The 21,658-nt window shown below is 47.4% G+C and carries 14 protein-coding genes; all 14 read left to right on the forward strand.

Annotated features, from left to right (window positions below):
• Window positions 1–257: 257 nt before the first annotated feature.
• The 14 genes from tssH to AAZR23_RS11790 all read left to right on the forward strand — a co-directional run bounded on the left by tssH (window position 258) and on the right by AAZR23_RS11790 (window position 21,658).
• A complete protein-coding gene (gene tssH, locus AAZR23_RS11725) occupies window positions 258–3,032 on the forward strand; it encodes a type VI secretion system ATPase TssH (protein ID WP_166708420.1) in 2,775 nt (924 codons plus the stop codon).
• 61 nt (window positions 3,033–3,093) lie between these two features.
• Entirely contained in the window at window positions 3,094–3,696 is a 603-nt protein-coding gene (locus tag AAZR23_RS11730) for a fimbrial protein (protein ID WP_434692736.1), read from the forward strand.
• Window positions 3,697–3,753: 57 nt separating this feature from the next.
• On the forward strand, window positions 3,754–4,518 hold the full coding sequence (locus tag AAZR23_RS11735; protein ID WP_434692738.1) for a fimbrial biogenesis chaperone: 765 nt from the start codon (window positions 3,754–3,756) through the stop codon (window positions 4,516–4,518).
• A 68-nt stretch (window positions 4,519–4,586) separates the two neighbouring features.
• The gene (locus tag AAZR23_RS11740; protein ID WP_434692741.1) at window positions 4,587–7,169 is read left to right on the forward strand and encodes a fimbria/pilus outer membrane usher protein; all 2,583 of its coding nucleotides are present in this window, start codon (window positions 4,587–4,589) and stop codon (window positions 7,167–7,169) included.
• Window positions 7,160–7,756: a fimbrial protein gene (locus tag AAZR23_RS11745; RefSeq protein WP_434692743.1), complete on the forward strand. Its 597-nt coding sequence runs from the start codon at window positions 7,160–7,162 to the stop codon at window positions 7,754–7,756. The genes AAZR23_RS11740 and AAZR23_RS11745 overlap by 10 nt, the downstream gene beginning before the upstream one ends.
• 196 nt (window positions 7,757–7,952) lie before the next feature.
• Complete coding sequence (gene tssB / locus AAZR23_RS11750; protein ID WP_029991537.1) at window positions 7,953–8,486, forward strand: type VI secretion system contractile sheath small subunit; 534 nt, start codon at window positions 7,953–7,955, stop codon at window positions 8,484–8,486.
• A 20-nt stretch (window positions 8,487–8,506) separates the two neighbouring features.
• Complete coding sequence (tssC, locus tag AAZR23_RS11755) at window positions 8,507–10,012, forward strand: type VI secretion system contractile sheath large subunit (protein WP_046893920.1); 1,506 nt, start codon at window positions 8,507–8,509, stop codon at window positions 10,010–10,012.
• A gap of 169 nt (window positions 10,013–10,181) precedes the next feature.
• Window positions 10,182–10,667, forward strand: coding sequence for an Hcp family type VI secretion system effector (locus AAZR23_RS11760; RefSeq protein ID WP_107680662.1), 486 nt, complete (start codon window positions 10,182–10,184; stop codon window positions 10,665–10,667).
• Window positions 10,668–10,838: 171 nt separating this feature from the next.
• Window positions 10,839–11,399, forward strand: coding sequence for a type VI secretion system lipoprotein TssJ (gene tssJ, locus AAZR23_RS11765; protein WP_046893918.1), 561 nt, complete (start codon window positions 10,839–10,841; stop codon window positions 11,397–11,399).
• Between the two features lie 3 nt (window positions 11,400–11,402).
• Window positions 11,403–12,749: a type VI secretion system baseplate subunit TssK gene (gene tssK, locus AAZR23_RS11770; RefSeq protein WP_107680661.1), complete on the forward strand. Its 1,347-nt coding sequence runs from the start codon at window positions 11,403–11,405 to the stop codon at window positions 12,747–12,749.
• The gene (gene tssL, locus AAZR23_RS11775) at window positions 12,749–14,131 is read left to right on the forward strand and encodes a type VI secretion system protein TssL, long form (RefSeq protein WP_107680660.1); all 1,383 of its coding nucleotides are present in this window, start codon (window positions 12,749–12,751) and stop codon (window positions 14,129–14,131) included. Before tssK ends, tssL begins: the two co-directional genes overlap by 1 nt.
• A gap of 56 nt (window positions 14,132–14,187) precedes the next feature.
• Window positions 14,188–18,042 (forward strand): type VI secretion system membrane subunit TssM, encoded by a 3,855-nt coding sequence (gene tssM, locus AAZR23_RS11780; RefSeq protein WP_434692750.1) that lies wholly within the window; start codon window positions 14,188–14,190, stop codon window positions 18,040–18,042.
• 812 nt (window positions 18,043–18,854) lie between these two features.
• Window positions 18,855–21,344, forward strand: coding sequence for a type VI secretion system Vgr family protein (locus tag AAZR23_RS11785; protein ID WP_434692752.1), 2,490 nt, complete (start codon window positions 18,855–18,857; stop codon window positions 21,342–21,344).
• 53 nt (window positions 21,345–21,397) lie between these two features.
• Complete coding sequence (locus tag AAZR23_RS11790; RefSeq protein ID WP_107680657.1) at window positions 21,398–21,658, forward strand: PAAR domain-containing protein; 261 nt, start codon at window positions 21,398–21,400, stop codon at window positions 21,656–21,658.

The following is a 21,658-nucleotide window of genomic DNA, read 5'->3' on the forward strand; positions in this document are numbered from 1 at the left end:
AGCATCAGGATGTTATCTTAAGAATAAACTTAAGGTTAATTCTTATTGTCAGGTAATATTATTTACTTTTATTATGAATCAGCATTTCTGAAAACACACTTATGTTTATGTATTCCGGATATGTGTTCATTTAGTTATTTATACGCATGCGTGGTTATGCGTAATACATATTGTATTTATAACATATTGTGTTTATAAACCGTGCACCTGCTAAGGGTGAATTGTTAGTATAAACAACACTTGATTAGGTAATAATTGTGGCTTTCAGCAGACAGAGTTTATTTGGCAAGCTCGATACGACTTTATTCCGGAGTATCGAAAGTGCAACGACCTTATGTAAATTAAAAGGCAACCCCTATGTTGAACTTGTCCATTGGATGGTTCAGCTGTGGCAACAGGAACAAAGTGATCTGAGACAAATTGTCCGTCACTTTCAACTCGACATCCAGTTAATGGAAAAAGGGATGGATCAGGCACTTCTGCGGTTACCGTCAGGCGCCAGTTCTATTTCTGATTTCTCTTATCATATTGAAATGGCAATTGAGCGTGCATGGGTATGTGCAAGTCTGGAATATTCAGAGAGCGCTATCCGCAGCGGCCATTTATTACTTGCCTGCCTGACGACAACGGAGTTGCGCCGGGCATTATCCGCGATTTCACCGGTATTTGACAAAATTCCGCTGGATATTCTGGCGTCAGATTTGGCATTCATTACCAAAGATTCGCCGGAAGCAGAGCAAAATGCAACGGATAACAGCGATCTCGGCGGTAAAAACAGCCTGCCGGGTGAAGCCAGCAGCGCCATGGCCGGTGAGCAGGGCAAAGCAACACTGGCGCAGTACACCACTGATCTGACTGCACTGGCCCGTGAAGGCAAAATTGATCCGGTGATCGGCCGTGAGCAGGAAATCAACACGATGATTGATATTCTGCTGCGCCGCCGTCAGAACAACCCGTTACTGACCGGTGAAGCCGGGGTGGGTAAAACCGCACTGGTGGAAGGGATGGCACTGGCTATCGCATCCGGTCATGTACCGCCGCCGCTGGCAAAAGTCCGTCTCCTGAACCTGGATATTGTTGCACTCTCTGCGGGTGCCAGCATGAAAGGTGAATTTGAATCCCGCCTGAAATCCGTACTGGAAGAAGCGGTTGCTTCCCCGAATCCGGTCATCCTGTTTGTGGACGAAGTCCATACACTGGTCGGTGCGGGTGGTAACAGCGGCACCGGTGACGCGGCAAACTTATTAAAACCGGCTCTGGCACGCGGCAAGCTGAGAACGATCGGCGCCACAACCTGGAGTGAATTCAAACGTCATATTGAGAAAGATCCGGCTCTGACCCGCCGTTTCCAGGTATTACAGGTCGACGAACCTTCAGAAGAGAAGAGTGTGGCCATGTTACGCGGCCTGGTACCGATGCTGGAAAAACATCACAGCGTCTGGATCATGGAAGAAGCACTTCAGTCTGCGGTGCGTTTATCTCACCGTTATATTCCTGCACGTCAGCTGCCGGATAAAGCGATCAGTCTGCTGGATACTGCCTGTGCCCGTGTTGCGGTTGCCCAGAATATTGCGCCGAAGGATTTGCAGGAACTTCAGTATAAAACGCAGACAGCATCGTCGGAATTATCACTGGCAGAAAAGGCTCTGAATTTCGGCCGTGAAGACAGCGATACCCTGAATGCCCTGCAGGATAATATTAAAGCGCAGACAGCCCTGGCTGAAGAAATGGAAGCCCGCTGGCTGAAAGAAAAATCAGCAGTGGCGGCCATTGTGGAAATCCGCAGTCAGATTCAGGCGTTAATCAGCGGTGACAAACCGGCTGACGCTGTTGCATCGGTTGCTGAAGAATCCCACGCTGCTGCAGCTGAAACCGGTGATACCGCGGTGGCTGAAGCTGTCACGGAAACTGTTGTGCTCAGTGAAAAAGAGCAGCTGGCTGAGTTGCAGAAACAGCTGGCAGAGCAGGAAAAAGCACTTGAGGCTATCCGTCATAACCTGCGTGAAGATGCGGTTATCCAGGCGGAAGTTAACGCAGCGGTTGTGGCATCGATTGTCGCGGACTGGACCGGGATTCCGGTCGGCCGGATGATGAAAGATGAACTGAATGCCGTTCTGGAATTACCAAATCATCTGGCAGAACGTGTTATCGGGCAGCAGCATGCGCTGGATATTATCAGTGAGTCTATCCAGACTTCGCGTGCCGGACTGGCAGACCCGCGTAAACCTATCGGCGTCTTTATGCTGGTCGGGCCGTCCGGTGTCGGTAAAACCGAAACCGCGCTGGCCATTGCCGAGCAGCTGTACGGCGGTGAGCAAAACGTTATCACCATCAACATGAGTGAATACCAGGAAGCTCACACCGTATCGTCCCTGAAAGGCTCGCCTCCTGGCTATGTCGGTTACGGTGAGGGTGGTGTGCTGACTGAAGCTGTCCGCAGAAAACCTTACAGCGTCGTGCTGCTGGATGAAGTGGAAAAAGCTCATCCGGATGTTCACGAATTGTTCTTCCAGGTCTTTGATAAAGGCCGTATGGAGGATGGTGAAGGCCGTGTGATCGACTTTAAAAACACCATTATTTTACTGACCAGTAATGCCGGCAGTGATCTGATTTCAAGCCTGAGCGCTGATCCGGATACGACCCCTGATCTGGATGGCATGCGTACCGCATTACAGCCGGAACTGCTGAAAGTATTCCCGGCCGCGTTCCTCGGACGCCTGAGTGTGGTGCCGTACTATCCGTTACAGGATGAGTCACTGGGCCGGATTGTCCGTATTCACCTGGATCGGGTCGGTCATCGTTTGTCCGCACAGCATAATGCGGCATTCGAATACGGTGACGATGTGGTGGATTCAATTATCAGCCAATGTTCCGTGGCTGAAACTGGTGCGCGAATCCTGATTCGTTTCATCGAGCAAAATATTTTACCAAAAATCGGTTTACATATTTTAAACCGGAACACGGAATCTGCAATTCAGAAGGTCATTCTGAGTTGCGATAATCAAAATGGATTTACCGTCACCTCAGAGTAAGACGCGGTAACCGTTTTATGGAAAGCAGTGAAGTACATAATCATATATTAAGGATATAGATATGAAAAAAATCAAGTTAGCATTATTAGTGGCTGGTTCTTTAGTTGCCGGTGCAAGCACCTCGGCTTTTGCATATGCTCCGGAAGGACAGGGTCTTGTTCACTTTGAAGGCCGGTTGATTGATGAAACCTGTACAATAACCAGCCAGAAAGAGCAGACTGTTACTTTGAAAACGGCATCAATTAAAACGCTGACTAAAGTGGGTGATGAAGGTGGTTTTGAACCATTCCAGATTGATGTTCAGTGTCCGGTACCAATTCAGCCGGGTGTTGTTGACGAAAATGCCGATCCAATGACTCAGCCTGTTAAAACTGTCGGTATTCACTTTGAACCGATCAGCGAAACAACCGACTGGGATACAAGTACCGGTAACCTGAAAAATAAATTAACGGGTGCAAATGCAGCGAGTAATGTTCAGATCAAAATTTATGACACGACCGGCGGTATCCGGACTCATCAGAAAATTGGCTCAACAGGTACTATGATAGAACCAAAAGGTGACGGCAAATTCACCTTCACTTACGTTGGTGGTTATTCCGCAGTTGGTCTGACATCTGTTGGTTTAGTTAAAGCAACCGTGATGTACACCTTACTGTATAAGTAATCGTTACGAAAGACAGGGTCATATCATGGCTCTGTCTTTTAATTATCAGAGGTTATTATGTTTTTTAACTCAGTAAAAACACTGCTGATCTCTTGCCTTTTTTCCGGCTTTGCCTACAGCGCTGTTGTTGTGGAAGGAACGCGCGTTATATTTGATGGCGGAAAAAAAGAGCAGGTTGTCCGGATTAATAATAAAGATGAAACTGTGCCTGCACTTATTCAGGTGTGGGTTGATGATGGCGTTGATATTAATAATATAAATAACCCGAAGATTCCTTTTGTCGTCACGCCGCCCATAACCCGTATTGAACCGGGGAAAGGTCAGAGTATCCGGCTCGTTTATAATGGTATGACGTTACCGCAGGATAAGGAATCGGCTTTTTATTTTAATGTTCTGGAAATTCCGCAGGAAACCGCTGAAGCTAAAAATGCAGCGCAGCGTCTGGATATTGCATTTAAAACAAGAATTAAGCTTTTTTACCGCCCTGAATCTCTTCGTAAATTATCAGCTTCAGATGAAGCGGGTAATGTGAAATGGAGTGTTGTGAATATTCCGGGGAAAGGCACCGGTCTGAAAGCAGAAAACCCGTCACCACTTTATATTTCAGTTGCAGCAGTAAACACAAAAATGAACGGGAAGCTAGTTACTCTTGATGGCGATATGATTCCGCCTATGTCCTCAGCTGTATACACTCAAACCGAAAAATCTCAGAAATTAAGCGGAACTATATCTGAGTTTACTTTTGTCATTCTGAATGAGTTTGGCGGGCAGGTTGAAACAAAATTTGTTAAGTCAGGGACCGGATTCGCTGTAGCAAAATAATACTGTTTAAAGGGATTTAATTCAGGCAGTTCACAGGGAATGTAACTGCCGATAACAGGAGTATTAGTATGAGACAATATCAATGGAGATTAATGCTCTGTTCTTTTTTATTTCCGGCCGTATCATTCGGTAACATTACTCCATCGGCAGATGAAGCAGGTACTGATAATGAAAAAGTGGAATATAACGCTGGTTTTATTCAGGGGCTGAATGTTGATGTCAGTGATTACAGTTATGGCAACCCTGTTCCTGAAGGTACCTATACCACAGATGTGATAATTAATGGTAATAACAGAGGGAAACGCAGTATTCCTTTTAAGAATATAAAAAACAATAAGCAGGCGGAAGCGTGTTTTACTCTGGAACAAATTAAGGAATTAGGCATTATCCCTGATAATGAAATCGGGGCTGATAATAACAGCGGTGGTAGCGAAACAGGAATTTGTAATCCGCTTTCGTTTTTCGTCAGCTATGCAAAAGTTTATTATAACACCGCTGATTTGATGCTGAATGTTACCGTGCCTCAGGCAAGCCTGGCACAGGGATATTCAGATTATATTGACCCTGCCCGCTGGGATGAAGGGGTCACCGCACTGTTTGTTGATTATAATCTGAATAGCTATTTATCCAGTAATAAAAACGGAAACAATAAAAATACGTATTACAATACGAATATTAACTGGATTGCAGGTTTTAACTACGGTGGCTGGCGTTTCAGAAACCGGAGCAATTCCGTATGGTCAAAAAATAATAATTTCAGCAATAAAAATATTCAGCTCTATGCGGAAACCGATATCACACCATGGCAGAGCCGGCTGACGCTGGGGGAAACCTTTACCAGCGGCCGTATTTTTGATTCTTATGGCATCAGAGGCGCAATTCTTGGTACAAACACCAAGATGCGGCCGGACTCTCTTAATAATTTTATTCCGGTTATTACCGGTATCGCCGACAGTAATGCCCGCGTTTTATTGCGTCAGAATAACTACACCATTTATGAAACAACTGTCACCCCGGGACCGTTTGAATTGCGTGATTATGGCGCTCTGGGAAATAACGGTACATTGCAGTTGGTGATTATTGAAGCTGACGGACGCGAAAAAGTTCAGGATATCGTCTTTTCTGCGCCACCCATGATGTTACATCCGGGTACTATGCAGTATGCGATTTCAGCCGGTGAATTGCGGGATAGTTCAGCTGGGGCGTCACCTGTGGTGGCGGAAGGTGAATTCCTCCAGGGGATCAATAACTTCCTGACCTGGTACACCGGTTTTCAGGTATCGGAAAATTATCAGTCCGTTGCTATCGGTAATGCGCTGAATACCCCGCTTGGTGGTATTTCTGTTGATATGACACATGCCCGCAGTGAACTGAAAGATACATCACAATCCGGTGAATCTTTCCGTATCAGTTACAGCCGTCTGTTTGAAAATACGGGCAGTAACGTGGTGGTATCCAGTTATCGTTACTCAAATAATGGTTATCTGAATTTCCGTGATGCGACAATGATCAGAGAACGTGGTGAAAACTACAGGGATAGCAGAACGGATGAAAATGGCCGGTTAATTAACAGTTATCTGGCAGTCAGTGCCAAAAACCAATATGCACTGACATTCAGTCAGCGTTTATGGAGTAACAGTTCTGTTTCTGTGATGGGTAACTATTATGATTACTGGAATGGCAGAGATCCGTCGTCCCAGTGGACAATGTCCTATCAGCAATCGTTGGATTATTTTTCATACAGCCTGGCTTATCAGCGCGCAAAAACCAACGAAAATACGTATGACAATACCTATATGATCAATGTCAGTATTCCGTTGTATCGCGGATATAACTATCAGCCTGCATTTAATAACCTGTCACTGACGGCGACCCGTAATGCGGATGGTAATACGGCGTTCAAGACCTCTGCTTCAGGATCACAGGGTGAGCAGAATGAGTTCAGCTATGGTATTGGTGCAACGGCAAACTCACATTCTGATGTCAGTGACAGCCTGAATGGTTCGGCGAGTGTCAGAACAAGGCTGGGAACCTATGGTATCACCGGGTCTATGGATAACAGATCAAACCGCCAGGGGTCTATTTCCGCAAACGGCAGTATTGTGGCACATGCCGGCGGGGTAACTATGGGACCTCCTGTCGGTAGTGCCGCTTTTGCCATTATTGAAGCGGAAGGTGCTGAAGGGGCGCCGGTACTGAGCGGAAGCGGTAGTAAAATTGATGGCAGAGGGTACGCTATCGTACCTTATCTGAACTCATACAGAGAAAACCGTGTGGGTCTTGATGCCAGTAAAGTGGGGCCGGATGTTGATCTGATTGATGACCTGGCGGTGGTGGTTCCGCGTGATGGTGCTGTTCTCGCTGTAAAAATAAAAACGAATGTCGGTAAACCGGTTGTCCTGGTTGTCAGAGACAAAAACGGCGACTTCCTGCCAATCGGTACGAATATCTATAACGGCAGTGGTGAATACCAGACTATTATCGGCCAGGCCGGAATGGCTTATTTACGCGGCTGGGATGGCAGCAGCGGAGCATTATCTGTGAAATCAGGAACAGCCGGTGAGTGTGTGATCAATCCGGAACCCGGTATTGCACAGAAAATTGCGGCTGCAGATAACTCAGTGATTCAGGTGGAGGTCAAATGTATTTAATGAACATCATTAAAAAATACGGAATATCATTATTTCCCGGGGCAATGGTTTTATTTATTCTTTTAGGAATATTTACATACTCCCGTGCTGAAGTTATATGTGATAATTGTGATCTCAAGAATATTGAAGTTGAGTTTCAGGGTATATACAAAGAAGGTACATGTATTATTTCAGTCAATGGCGGATCATCGGAAGGAACGGTATTTCTACCGACGATATCGTACAAAACATTATCATCAGCCGGAAATGAAGCAGGGGCGACTAAGTTCACCATTGCTCTGGATAACTGTCCGAAAGACGTTGAAGCTGTGCTTTTTTTTAAAAGTGATAGTAATCTTAGCCCGGTAAATAAAAATCTGAAAAATAGTGTCGGTGCAAATTTTGCAAAAAATGTTGAACTGCGTATCCGGGATGCTAAATTTAAGCATATTGGTATTGATGACTCACAGTCTGGCCAGTCTTATTTTATTTCCGATGCGAACTCCTCAGTAAGCAAAGATTATTATGTGTCTTATTTTGCTGGTGATAATGCAGTGTCACCGGGAAATGTAGTGTCGAAGTCAATCCTTGAAGTTATTTATAAGTAATATTCAGGGTTTTTGAAAGTAATATGTTCACAACAAACAGATTTATCCCGGTTTATATTCAGTAGTAATGTTTAATATGTAATGACGCCTTTGCTCATCAGTCTGGTATTGTTTTTGGCTAATGAAAGCGGCTAATTTGAGTGAAGTAATATTAGTAAATTTACTAATCAAATTAAACAAAAAAGAGAAACACGGTATGAGAATTAATAACGGTAGTGCTCAGAAGTTCATAGCAAGAAACCGCGCTCCCCGCGTGCAGATTGAATATGATGTCGAAATTTACGGTAGTGAGAAAAAAATCGAATTGCCATTTGTAATGGGTGTATTAGCTGATTTATCCGGTAAGCCGCTGGAGCCGCTTCCGCCTGTTACAGACAGAAAATTCCTGAGCATCGATATTGATAATTTCGATGACCGCATGAAGGGTATGAAGCCGCGCGTGGCTTTTGCTGTACCTAATACCTTAACCGGTGACGGTCAGCTGATGGTCGATATCACATTTGAAAGCATGGATGATTTTGCGCCGGATGCGATTGCCCGCAAAATCGAGCCACTGGCTGAGCTGCTGGAAGCACGTACTCAGTTAACTAACCTGCAAACCTACATGGATGGTAAGGCAGGGGCGGAAGGTCTGATCATGCAAATTCTGCAGGATAAAGAACTGCTGAAAACCCTGGCGTCTGCACCTAAGCGTGAAGACAAAGTTTCAGATCCGTCTCAGGACGATTAAGAATTGTAGGTGACAGAGATATGTTAGCTCAAAATACTCAGAAAAATGCCGGTGCGAAAGCGACGCAGACGCAGGAAACAAGTGATTTCAGCTCCCTGCTTGCACAGGAGTTTAAATCCAAAACTGAACAGTCCAAAACGGCGGTTCAGAATGCAGTTAAAACACTGGCTGAACAGGCGCTGGCTAATTCAATTACGATTTCCTATGACGCGTATAAAAATATCGAGTCAATCATTGCGGAAATCGATCTGAAGATGTCAGAACAGATTAACCTGATCCTGCATCACAAAGAGTTTCAGCAGCTGGAAAGTGCATGGCGCGGCCTGCATTATCTGGTCAATAACACCGAAACGGATGAGAAGCTGAAGTTACGTTTCATGGATATGTCCAAGGACGAACTGCGCCGTAACATGAAACGTTATAAAGGCGTGGCATGGGATCAGAGTCCGCTGTTCAAACAGGTTTATGAAGAAGAATATGGCCAGTTAGGTGGCGAGCCGTACGGCTGCCTGGTTGCTGACTACTATTTCGATCATACTCCGCCGGATGTTGACCTGCTGGGTTCTATCGCGAAAGTGGCTGCTTCTGCACACGTACCGTTTATCACCGGTGCATCACCGTCTGTTATGCAGATGGATTCCTGGCAGGAACTGTCCAACCCGCGTGATCTGACCAAAATCTTTACCCAGAACCTGGAATATGCAGCATGGAACTCACTGCGCCAGTCTGACGATGCCCGTTATATCGGTCTGGCCATGCCGCGCTTCCTGGCGCGTCTGCCGTACGGTATCGCAACGAACCCGGTTGACGAGTTTGATTTTGAAGAAACCACTGACGGTTCCGACCACAGCAAATATTCATGGTCAAACGCGGCCTATGCGATGGCTGTGAATATCAACCGTTCATTCAAACATTTTGGCTGGTGTACGCTTATCCGCGGTGTGGAAAGTGGTGGTGTGGTTGAAAACCTGCCTTGCCATACTTTCCCGAGCGATGACGGCGGCGTGGACATGAAATGTCCGACAGAAATTGCGATTTCTGACCGTCGCGAAGCAGAACTGTCCAAAAACGGTTTCATTCCGTTAATCCACCGTAAAAACACAGATTACGCTGCGTTTATCGGGGCTCAGTCTCTGCAGAAACCTGCGGAATACTATGATCCGGATGCAACGGCTAACGCCAACCTGTCAGCACGTCTGCCGTACATGTTCGCCTGCTCCCGTTTCGCGCATTATCTGAAATGTATCGTCCGTGACAAGATCGGTTCATTTAAAGAGCGTGATGACATGCAGAAATGGCTGAACGACTGGCTGATGAACTATGTTGACGGGGATCCGGCTAACTCTTCTCAGGAAACAAAAGCACGCCGTCCGCTGGCTGCCGCGGAAGTGGTGGTTGAGGATGTGGAAGGGAACCCTGGTTACTATCAGGCGAAATTCTTCCTGCGCCCGCACTTCCAGCTGGAAGGTCTGACCGTTTCTTTACGTATGGTCGCTAAATTACCGTCACTGAAAGGTGCTGCGTAATCGCGTCCTGACACAATATTCTCTCGCTTCACAAAGGGAATAGCAGTTCATTGCCGGTGAGAACCATAAGGATATCAGGTCCGATATCCGGCATAACAAAAGTGGTCACCACAGGGTGTGGTTACCTGTCAAAGCAATTTGATTAATGCATTAATAAGAGGAAATACTGATGGCTCAAGATATGTTTTTAAGAATCGCAGGCATCGATGGTGAAGCTCAGGATCACGCGCACAAGGATGAAATTGAAGTTCTGTCATGGCGCTGGGGTGTAAACCAGCAGTCTAACATGCACAGTGGTTCAGGCGGCGGTTCCGGTAAAGCAACTGTGGAAGATTTCACATTTGTTCACTATACCGATAAAGCAAGTCCTAACCTGCTGAGCTACTGCTTATCCGGTAAACACATCAAAGACATCCAGTTTACTGTCCGTAAAGCGGGTGGTACCCCACTGGAATACCTGGTCATTAAATTCACTGATGTTATCGTCACTGATGTTGCAATGCAGGGTTCTATCGAAGACGAAAGCCGTCCGCGTGAAGTGGTTAAATTCTCTTTCACTAAGATGACTCAGGAATATGTTATCCAGAATGCTGAAGGTAACAAAGCAGGTACTATCGCAGCTACCTACGATGTTAAAGCTAACCTTATCAGCTGATAGTATTTTATGTTGGAATAAAACCTGCTGCTTTCAGGCAGCAGGTTTTTATCTCCGGGAAGTTTTTTTATAAATATTTAATTGTTTGCAATTTACGGTGGCGGACAATATTATTAATGACTCTTAGTTGTTTATACATATAAGCATTTTCATAATGCCAGGCATGGTTATATGTCCAATAATACAGAAAGAAAATATACCCTGTTTAAGGTAGTGAATATCCTGTGTGTCCTGGTCATATCCTTTCTGATTACAGGGTGCAGTTTTTTTAGTACATCAAAATCAACCTCTTCTGAAGATAAGTCCGCATCAGAACTAAAAATTAGTTTAGTGGCCAGCGCTGAAATTAATAAAAACAAAAACCATCTGCCATCACCACTAAATGTATTTGTTTATGCTGTTAAATCTAAGCAATCATTTTTAAGTACGGATTATTTAACCTATTTATATAAAAACAAGCCTAATCCTGAAAATGAAATGCTTATCCTGGAATATATTATCAGACCAGGTGAGACAAAAATCATTGATTACAAAATTAATTCGGAATTTCCCTATATTGGGGTCATAGCAGCTTACAAAGATATCAGTAATGCCAAATGGAGTGCCGTATATCCTTTATCAAATTTACGCGGTGCAACATGGACTGAAAAGTATATTTTATTTACCGAGCCTGAACATGAAATTAAAGTCTTATTTTCAAATTCAGTTGTGTCAATCAAAGAGAATGGATGAGTTGTGAGAACAAATAAAGTCGTATGGAGTGAGGGACTGTTCCTGCGCCCTCAGCTATTCCAACAGCAAGAACGTTATTTTGAATATATTGCTCATAAACGTGCAGCGACCATTAGTCCGTTCTTCTGGGGTTTTGCACAATACGAGATTGATCGTGAGGCATTGTCTTATGGCAAGCTGGTCTTACGTTCAGGGCAGGGGGTTTTTCCTGATGGTACGCCATTCGGGATCCCAGGCCACGATGAGCAGCCTGAACCTTTAACCATTACAGCCGAGCATCTCGGAAAGATGATTTATCTGGCTGTGCCATTACGTCTTGATAACAGTGATGAAACGATTTTTGATGAGTTTGACAGCAGCTCATTAGCCCGTTTCTCCTCGTATGAAGAAGAGATTAATGATACCAACGCTGTGCGCCAGGGACCGAAACCGATCCAGCTGGCCCGTATGCGTCTGCGCCTGATGCCGGAAACGGAAATGACGGAATCATGGATTGGTATTGCACTGGCGAAAGTCAAAGCTATCCAGCCGGACGGCAGTGTGCTGCTGCATCTGGAGGATCATATCCCGCCGGTTACCGGTTATGCGGCTAACTACCTGCTGATGGAGTGGATCACGCACTTAAACGGCCTGGTAAAAATGCGTGCGGATATGCTGGCGTCACGTCTGGCGTCCAGTGACGGCAAAGCCAGCGCCAGTGCGGAAGTGGTTGACTATCTGTTACTGCAGATCTTCAACAAATATGAGCCGATTTTAAACCATTTGCGTCATATCCCGGAAACCGCACCGATTGTGATTTATGAGGAGCTGGCTAAGTTTGCCGGTGAATTATCCACTTTCCTGCGGGCAAAAACACGCCGGCCGAATGTGGCGCCGGGTTATGACCACGCCAACCTGTATGCGTCAATCCGCCCGCTGGTGGATGAAGTGCACGGCCTGCTGAACCAGATGCTGGTGCGTTCCGGCCAGAGCATTCCGCTGGTGCGCCAGGAGCATGGTGTCTGGACGGCATCGGTCATTCCGAGCGAACTGCGCGGTTTCTCCAATCTGGTACTCGCGGCGTCATCGCAGTTGCCGCAGGATGTTATGCAGCACCAGTTTGTGGCACAGACCAAAATCAGCTCGCCGCATAAACTCCAGGATCTGGTTCGTTCCCACCTGCCGGGTCTGATTTTACGCAATCTGCCGGTTCCGCCGAGACAAATACCTTATACCTCCGGATATCTGTACTTTGAACTGATGAAGCAGGGACCTTACTGGGAAAATATTCTCAACAGCGGCTCTCTTGCCCTTCACGTTGCAGGGGACTTCCCGGGGATACGGCTTGAGCTTTGGGGCGTGAGGGATTAATGAACCTGTTCAATGACAATTACGGTGATGATGACGATCAGGACAAAAAAGGTCCTGACGGCGCATTAGCGGATCATCAGGAAGAGCAGTCCCCCCAGTCAATGGGGGCTTTTCTGCATGATGACGGTAGTTTTTTCGCACCGCTGGACAGCGACCCGCTGCGCAATGACGAAATTGATTACCGTGATCTTGCGATTAAAAGTGAAAGCATCCAGGCCCGGATACAGCGTGTCAGCCGGGCGGAAGATCCGTTGCTTGAGGCGGTACAGCCGCTTCTGCGGGCTCTCAGTGAACTGCCTGAGCAGGTTTCCGACCTGAAGCAGGTGGAAATCCTCAAAAAGAGCCTGAAAAATGAAATATCCACCTTTACGGCGGTCTGTGATGCGGTAAGTATTCCGTGGCAGAAAATGGCCATTATCCGTTATGCCATTTGTACCGCGATTGATGAATCTATTCACTCCAAAGCCTGGGGGCTGGCTTCCGGCTGGTCGCAGAGTAACCTGCTGAACCACTTTGAAGGGGATAACGACGGGGGGAACAAATTCTTCCTTCTGATCGGCCGTTTGTCCATGAACCCGCAGGAATATACCGATGTGCTGGACATTTTGTCCCGTATTCTCGGCCTCGGGTTTGAAGGTCGTTACAGTATTATCGAAAACGGCGATCGCCAGCTGAATAAAATCCGCCAGCGTCTGCTGTCGTTACAGCAGAGTACCCGTGACTCGGTGCCGGCGGCATTATCGCCGAATGCGACAGTGACCCAGGAAGATAATGAAGTGCGCCGGATCTACCTGCCTGTCCGTATTTCTCTGATTATCTGCACGTTTATTCTGATTAGTCTGTTCGCCCTCTTTAAATACTGGCTCTCCGTTGATCTCGGGGAATTTACCGATCGTGCCGCAGCACTGAAGCGCGGTGAGCTGAAACATACTCAGCTGGCGGTCAGTATGCCGCGCTTACGTCTGGCTGTTCTGCTTAAAGATGAAATAGCCAAAGGTCTGGTTGAAGTGGATGAAACCGGTCCGCAAAGTATTGTGACGTTCCGCGGCGATGCCATGTTCCTTTCCGGACGCAGGGAAGTCAAACCTGAAATGGACAAAATCCTCACCCGGGTGGCAGATGAAGTCAAACGTGTTGACGGTAAGGTCGTGATTACCGGACATACGGATAACGTGCCTATCGGACGGGCTAAATTTGCCAGTAACGAGGAGCTCTCGCTGAAACGTGCTGAATCTGTGGGGGACTTCTTTGCGAAAGCAGGTATCCCGGCGCAGGGTATTGAGACAAAAGGCATGGGGGCTTCACAACCGATCAGCAGTAATAAAGATGAACAAGGGCGTGCGCTTAACCGTCGCGTTGTCGTTTATGTTACCTATCTGTGAGTTATAAAATGTCATTCTGGAATCGAACATTTGCACTGCGGTTTTTAAAAAGATTTTTGATCTTTATTTTCTTTTTATTAGCAGCCGCCATCATATGGTACCTGGGACCGACATTCGGCTATGGTGAGATTCGTCCGCTTGAAGATGCAGTACCGCGGATCATCTTCATTGTTCTGCTGGCTGTTATTTTTATCGGGCTCTGGTGCCGTGTTCCCTGTTTTCTGCTCGGGGTACTGACACTCTGCGTGACATTCTGGGTATTCTCGCCCTATTTGCTGCTCGGGGAATCCTATCCGTTTGAGGAAACCACACCCCGGCTGATTGTTATCGGGGTCATTACGCTGGTGACACTGCTGTATTGTGTCTGGCTGCTGATCTCCATGCTGCGGTTCAACCCGGAAAAACTCGATCGTTTCTTTAAGAAAAGTAACGTTGATCCTGTCCGTGCAGGTGAACATTACCGGGAAGTTGTTGCGGTTATTAATAATGCCGCCCGTTATGTGGCGCATACCAGCCGTAAGATCTCCCGCTGGAGTCATTTCTGGCGTCCGAAAAAAGTCGTTTATGACCTGCCATGGTACATGATGCTGGGTTCGAAGGATGCCGGTAAAACCACAGCGGTTCTGTCATCAGGTCAGGAGTTCCCGTTACCGGAACAATTACTGCGCGTTTCCAGAGAAAGCACGCCGACCGCTAACTGTGAATGCTGGTTTACCAATGAAGCTATCTTTGTTGATACTTCCGGTAAATACATTGATGAGTCAGATGAAAACGCGGGTGAATGGGAAGCGCTGGTTAAGGCGATTAAGAAAAACCGTCCGCTGAAATCACTCAACGGTGTGGTGGTTACCATCCCGGTGACTGACCTGCTGGGTAAAGATAAGAAAGAGCTGTACGCATTATCATCAAAATTCAGAACACAACTGGATATGCTGCGCCATGAATTAGGGGTGCGTTTCCCGGTGTATGTAATGATCACCAAGATGGATATGGTGTCCGGTTTTGATGAATACTTCCGGTCGCTGACGATGGAAGAGCGTGATCAGATCTGGGGCTTTACACTGCCGTTTGGTGAGAAAAAGAAAAAATCCGATGCGATTGTCGAGATCCGCGATGTGCTGCGCAATGAGTTATCCGCGCTGGAAGGCCGTCTCGATAAAGATATGACGGCGCGTATGCTGGATGAGTATGATGTCACCACGCGTAAACGCATGTATCAGTTACCACAGGACTTCCGGTTACTGGCGGATTCCATCACCGAGTTCGGTCAGAATGTCTTCTCGCCGTCCCGTTATGATGATACGCAGAAGTTTACGTCTTTACGCGGTATCTATTTTGCCAGCAGTACGCAGTCAACCATGCAGTCTCTGCTCAACCCGAATACCATTGTTCAGAAATGGCGGGATATGGCAAACAGCCTGGGGGATGTGGTCGCTGATAAAGCAGAGGATACCGAAGATCGTCTGGTTCAGGAAACCGTCAACGGTAAGCATTTCTTCCTGAAACACCTGTTTGAGAACTTTGTCCGTGACCGCAACCTGGTGCGTTATAACCTGGCGCTGACCGCCAAGTACCGCTTCCAGACACTGGCCGGTCATCTGCTGACGATTCTGCTGACGGTCTGGCTCTGTTATGCACTGGTGATCAGTTATCACAACAACCGGGATTATCTGGATGGTGCAACCGCGAAAGTGGAAGAGGTATCGACGGTTCTGGATGAGTATCTGGAAAATAACAGTGACGGCCTGCTGGCGAAGATGCTTTCACTGACCCAGGATATTCCGGTGCTGGGCGTGTTCGACTTTAAAGATCCGCGTCTGTCTTACCGTTACGGCCTGTATGCCGGTTTTGATATCCGTGAGGAATCAGACAAGATTTATCAGTATTTCCTGCAGCGCTGGATGCTGTTCTCGCTCGAACGGATGGCAGAAAAATCGCTGTATGACGCAGTGACAGCAGATGATTCAGATACTATTTACGATAAACTGAAGACCTATCTGATGCTGCACGGTGAAGGGAAATTCGATAAGGATTACCTGATTAAAACGCTGACGGAAGAAGCACAGGCAAACCGGATGATCGAAAACTACGGTCAGACCATCGTCTTTGTTTCACATCTGGAAGAGCTGTTCAATAATCCGCAGTGGAGCAGGTATAACCCTGAGATTAATGACCGCCTCGTGGCTGCCGCACGCGTGGTTCTGCAAAAAAAGCCGTTAGCCTCTCGCCTGTACCAGAAAGTTAAAGAACAGGCGATGACGGAGGCGCCTGAAAATATAACACTGAACAAGCTGGCCGGTGATCAGCTGGGCAGTATTCTGGAAATCAGTGATGAATCACTGGCACTGAACGGTATCCCCGGTATTTTTACCAATGCCGGGTATCATCAGGTTTTTAAAAAAAAACTGACGGACTACGTGAAGAATATCCTGAGTGAAGACAGCTGGATCACAGGACAGAAAAATGAAGGTAAAGGCCGTAAAGCCGATATTAAGCAGCTTGACGGCTTTTATATGTCGGAGACAGAAGAAGCGGTTCTGAAACTGTATCTTCAGGAGTATACATCAGTCTGGAATCAGTTCCTCAGCGGCATTCAGCTGAAGAAAATTGTGCCGGATACGGCCGTGGGAAACGATACCACATTTGATATGTACGCTTTGCAGATCCTCAGTGCCCCGGATTCACCGCTGATTGATATGATCACGCAGATCGGTCATGAAACGGCGTTATCCGTGGATTTTGCCAAACAGGAATCGCAAATGCCTGATCTGTCCAAAACTCAGGCCGGGCGGAACCTGACAACCGGGCGTATGGGATCTGTCACCCGTAACCTGAAAGACCTTCAGACCGTTAAGGATGCACTGTCGCAGCGGGAAACAAAAATCCTGTATGACAATGTGGATCGCCGTTTCTCGGCACTGCACCGCTTAATCAACCTGGATACGTCTCCGCAGCAGGGAAACCGGCGGATACAGGCGGGACAGGGCGGGGATAACGGGCTGAACAAAATTATCAGCATGCTGGGGGATCAGCATAACTACCTGGTGATTACGGAATCGGCGATGGAGGACGGCAGCGCGCTGCCTTACCCGTCAGAGGCGGAAAAACGTCTGAAAGCGGAATCACGGCTCTGGCCGGCACCGCTCAAAGCGATCATTATGCCGCTGCTGGGAGGAATCTCCGTAAAGCTCAGTCAGCAGTTCACACTGCAAAGTAATGAAGCAGTTAAAACGGAATTAGGCGACATGTGTGTCGCCTCTTTTCAGGGCAGCTACCCCTTTGCGGACAGCGAAGAGGAAGTCAGCCTTGAGGAGTTCGAAGTTTTCTTCGGGCCGAACGGCATAGTGGATGCGTACTATAAAGAGAACCTGGAAAAGCTGGTGGATACCAGTGTGTCACCATGGCGTTATAAACGTGAAGATCTGCGCGGAAATGAAGACCGGGAGGTGTTGCGTTTTTTCGAACAGGCCCGGGAGATCAAGAAAGCTTTTTTTCGTAACGGGATGAGTGAAAATGTCTCTTTCAGCTTTAACGCAAGTATCCCGGCATTATCGCCGCGGATTTTGCAGTTTGGTATCAATATTAACGGAACAGCACTGACTTATAAACACGGGCCGGTCTGGCCTAAAGTATTTAAATGGCCGGAGCAGGATACTGAAAATACCATTACGATGAATGCCGTTTCCGCAGATAATTCAGAAAACACTGAAGAACGTGTGCTGATGGGCGAATGGGCACTGTTGCACTGGATGGATATGGCGGCCGAACAGAAAGATATATCGCCGGCTAAACAGACATTAATTTACCGGCTGGGTGATCAGAAGGTTAGTATAAATGTTAACGGATTAAATTATAAAGGAAAGCCGGTTAATAAATTACTGAAGAACTTTAAATGCCCGGCAACTATTTAAATAATAGGTAATTGTAATTAAGAATATTCGGTTGCTTATTTAATTGTGGACTTTTCCTATTAATTATCAGAGCGATTTCCTTATATTGATAAATGGCTGCTTATTATGAAAATAAAGACAATTTTTCCGGGGTTAGGAAATAGTTCAGGAAGAAACCGAATTAAGGGGAATCACGTAATTTATCGTGTTATCCGCCAGTGCAGCCAATTAAATATCAATCAGTCGCTTAACAGCAGAATGATTACAGAGCAATTCCCGTGGTGCTTTGCTGTACCGGCTTCAGAAAAGAAAGATACGTTTTATCTCGGTGCTTTCAGTTTCCTCAGTGATGATAAATGTGTTGTTCTGTACACAAAGGCAACGGATAAGTGGACTGTCAGACACCTGAGTACGGTATCAAATGTTATTTTCTGGTGCTCCCGGATAATTGCATTTCATATTGAAAATGAAAATTGTGTGATTGATGAAAAGAAATTAAGAAACTGGGTTACGTCGCTGCAACGATATTACTCTCCGCTGTGGGAATCGGTTCTCCTGAAACCCCGGTTTCAGTTTAAGAACAATTCGGACGTTCTGATATCTGAAATGACGTACACGGATTGCAATATCAATGACAATGGAGGAGTTAGCGCGATGCCATGGATAAATTGGCCTTATTGTATTAAGTCTTTTGACTCTGCCTGGCTATGGCGTCTGAATCGGCAGGGAAACATTTTAGACTCAATTAAGATAGATATCAGAAACACGGATGTCTCCGTTTAATTATGTACTTAATACAAATTTGATTTGTATCAAACCAATTAGGTGTGAATATGCCTCGAACATTAACGCTGTATTGCTCGGCAATGCCGGAACTGGCAGGTGAGCCGGGCCTTGCAATATCGACGCTGGAGGGTGAGGAAGCCCTGTCAGTGTTGTATCAGTATAAGGTAGTTGCGAAAACACCCGCAAACCCTGCTATTCCGTGGCAGGTCGCAGCAAACCTTGATCTGAAAAAATTTATCGGACAGCAGATGACGGTTGTTATCGAGCTGGACGGTAACGGACTGGATATTGAACGTGGTTCAGGTAAGGGCCACAGAGAGGTCACCGGTCTGGTGGAACGTGCCCGTTTTATCGGACGGGATGAGAATCAGGCGATGTATGAATTTATCATACGTCCGTGGCTGAATCTGGCGACGCTGACTTCTGACTATAAGAATTTTCAGCAGAAATCCGTCGTGGATATTATTGATGAAGTTCTGGCAAAGTTCCCTTTCCCGATCGAAAAGCGCCTGTCAGCTATTTATCCGCAGCTTGATTATCAGGTTCAGTATGGTGAAACGGACTTTGATTTCGTTCAGCGCCTGATGGAAGAGTGGGGTATTTACTGGTTCTATGAGCATTCTGATCTGAAGAACCGGCTGATCCTTGTTGACCATGTCGGTGCGCATAAGCGGACATTCAGTCCGGCGTATCATACGTTGCGGTATGAGTCTGATAAACCGAAGGACGGACAGGAATATATCGATCAGTTCGGCGCTCAGGAAACGGTGACATCCGGGCAATGGCTGACATCGGATTATGACTTTAAAAAATCCCGTGCGGATATTTCCGCGGTGGATAAAAAACCGCGTAAAACCAACTTTAACGAGTATGAACAGTACCAGTGGCCGGGGGATTATGACGATCCGTCTGTCGGGGAGTTTCTGGCGCGTGTCCGCAGTGAGGAGCAGGGGTGTCTTGGTTCCAGGGCTGCCGGTTCCGGTGAAATCCGCTCTGTGGTCTGCGGCACAACCTTTACACTGGAAAATTATCCGCAATCCAAAGCAAACCGCGAATATCTGGTAATTTCGAATCAGCTGCGGGCGACTGAAATCAACCAGCAGTCTGACAGTGATGATTTCAGTATCTACACCAGCTTTGTGGTGCAGCCGACAACAAAAGTCTACCGACCGCCTCAGACTATCACCAAGCCGTTCACTCACGGGCCGCAAACCGCACTGGTTGTCGGGCCGGAGGGAGAGACGGTCTGGACTGATGAATATGGCCGGGTAAAAGTGCGTTTCCTGTGGGATCGCTACGGCAAAAATACCGATGCCGATTCCTGCTGGATACGTGTCGGTCAGTCATGGGCCGGGGATAACTACGGCGGGATTTATATTCCGCGTGTCGGTCAGGAAGTGATTGTCGACTTCCTGTATGGTGACCCGGATCGTCCGATGATTATCGGCAGTCTGTATAACAACATGACGCCGCCGCCGTGGGAACTGCCGGCAAACCGGACACAGAGTGGTTTAATCAGCCGGACTATCGGCGGGGGAAAAACCAACTATAACGGTATCCGTTTTGACGATAAACCGGGACTCGAAGAGTATTGGGAGCAGGCGGAACGAAATATGTCCCGTGTGACCAAACTCAACGAAACCCAGCTTATCGGGGTTAACCATACCCAGACTATCGGTGTGAACTCGGATTCCACTGTCGGGGTCAACCGCAGCGAAACGGTCGGTGTGAACAAGAGCAGTATGGTTGGTGCCAACAGCAGCCAGATCGTGGGGGCTAACTTCTCCCAGGATGTTGTCGGTTCAGCCTCCCGTATTGTCGGTATGACCGATAGCATTGTTATCGGCGGCGCCTTCAGCGGGATATACGGTTCCAGCCACGCCATGAATATCGCGGCGGCCAGTTCGTATAACGTTGGCGGGGCTTATGCTATTAACGTGGGCGGAGCTTACTCCACAAACGTCGGTGGTTACCACTCGGTAGCGGTCGGTGGTGCCATGCAGATGGGAGTCGGTGGTGCATTTGCTCTGACATCCGGCGGAGAACTGGCTATCGGCTGTGTGGGATGTATGGTGATTACGGCTGACCAGATTAAGATCAAAGCCAAAAACGGCCTGATTCTTGACGGGGCAAATACCTACCTTAACCCGGGTGATAATGCACATGCCCGCGGTTTCGGTACCCAGCCGGGCAGTCCGGTCGCGGTTGCAGCTCCGGCAATGCCGGGACTGCCGGGATTCTTCTTCTTTGCTATTATCCCGGTGCCGCCGCTTACTCCACCACCGACGGGTACAGTGACGACACCGCTCGTTACGACACCGGAAATTACGACACCGGAACCGACGACACCGGAACCGACGACACCGGAACCGACGACACCGGAACCGACGACACCGGAACCGACGACACCGGAACCGACGACACCGGAACCGACGACACCGGAACCGACGACACCGGAACCGACGACGCCGGAACCGACGACGCCGAAACCAACGACACCGAAAGTGACGACACCGGTGTTCACTGGAGATCCTTGATTTACCACAGCCCCTGCGGGGGCTGTTCCGGACAGCTGATATAAGGAGACACTATGTTACCAGCAGCAAGATTGGGCGATTTAGCCTGCCATTGCGGAGTTGTGGAAGCGGGTTCATGTAACGTGTTTACCAACTGTATCCCGCAAACCTTTCTGGGAGCGCCGGTATGTTGCACTATTCATGTTAAAAGCTGTATCTGCAGCGCATCCTGTACTGTTTTTGTCAATAATATCCCGGCCGCCCGGGCCGGGGATTGCGGTGGATGCGGCACAGTAGTATCAACAGGTTCATGTAATGTGTTTATCGGACACTGA

The organism is Morganella sp. Je.2.23, from assembly GCF_051129855.1.
Lineage (GTDB): Bacteria > Pseudomonadota > Gammaproteobacteria > Enterobacterales > Enterobacteriaceae > Morganella > Morganella sibonii.

Bases quoted from the DNA above. Each gene is read 5' to 3' on its own strand.
- AAZR23_RS11735 (WP_434692738.1), top strand. From the start codon at position 3,754: ATGTTTTTTAACTCAGTAAAAACACTGCTGATCTCTTGCCTTTTTTCC.
- tssC (WP_046893920.1), top strand. From the start codon at position 8,507: ATGTTAGCTCAAAATACTCAGAAAAATGCCGGTGCGAAAGCGACGCAG.
- AAZR23_RS11760 (WP_107680662.1), top strand. From the start codon at position 10,182: ATGGCTCAAGATATGTTTTTAAGAATCGCAGGCATCGATGGTGAAGCT.
- tssJ (WP_046893918.1), top strand. From the start codon at position 10,839: ATGTCCAATAATACAGAAAGAAAATATACCCTGTTTAAGGTAGTGAAT.
- AAZR23_RS11740 (WP_434692741.1), top strand. From the start codon at position 4,587: ATGAGACAATATCAATGGAGATTAATGCTCTGTTCTTTTTTATTTCCG.
- tssL (WP_107680660.1), top strand. From the start codon at position 12,749: ATGAACCTGTTCAATGACAATTACGGTGATGATGACGATCAGGACAAA.
- AAZR23_RS11790 (WP_107680657.1), top strand. From the start codon at position 21,398: ATGTTACCAGCAGCAAGATTGGGCGATTTAGCCTGCCATTGCGGAGTT.
- AAZR23_RS11730 (WP_434692736.1), top strand. From the start codon at position 3,094: ATGAAAAAAATCAAGTTAGCATTATTAGTGGCTGGTTCTTTAGTTGCC.
- AAZR23_RS11785 (WP_434692752.1), top strand. From the start codon at position 18,855: ATGCCTCGAACATTAACGCTGTATTGCTCGGCAATGCCGGAACTGGCA.
- tssB (WP_029991537.1), top strand. From the start codon at position 7,953: ATGAGAATTAATAACGGTAGTGCTCAGAAGTTCATAGCAAGAAACCGC.
- AAZR23_RS11745 (WP_434692743.1), top strand. From the start codon at position 7,160: ATGTATTTAATGAACATCATTAAAAAATACGGAATATCATTATTTCCC.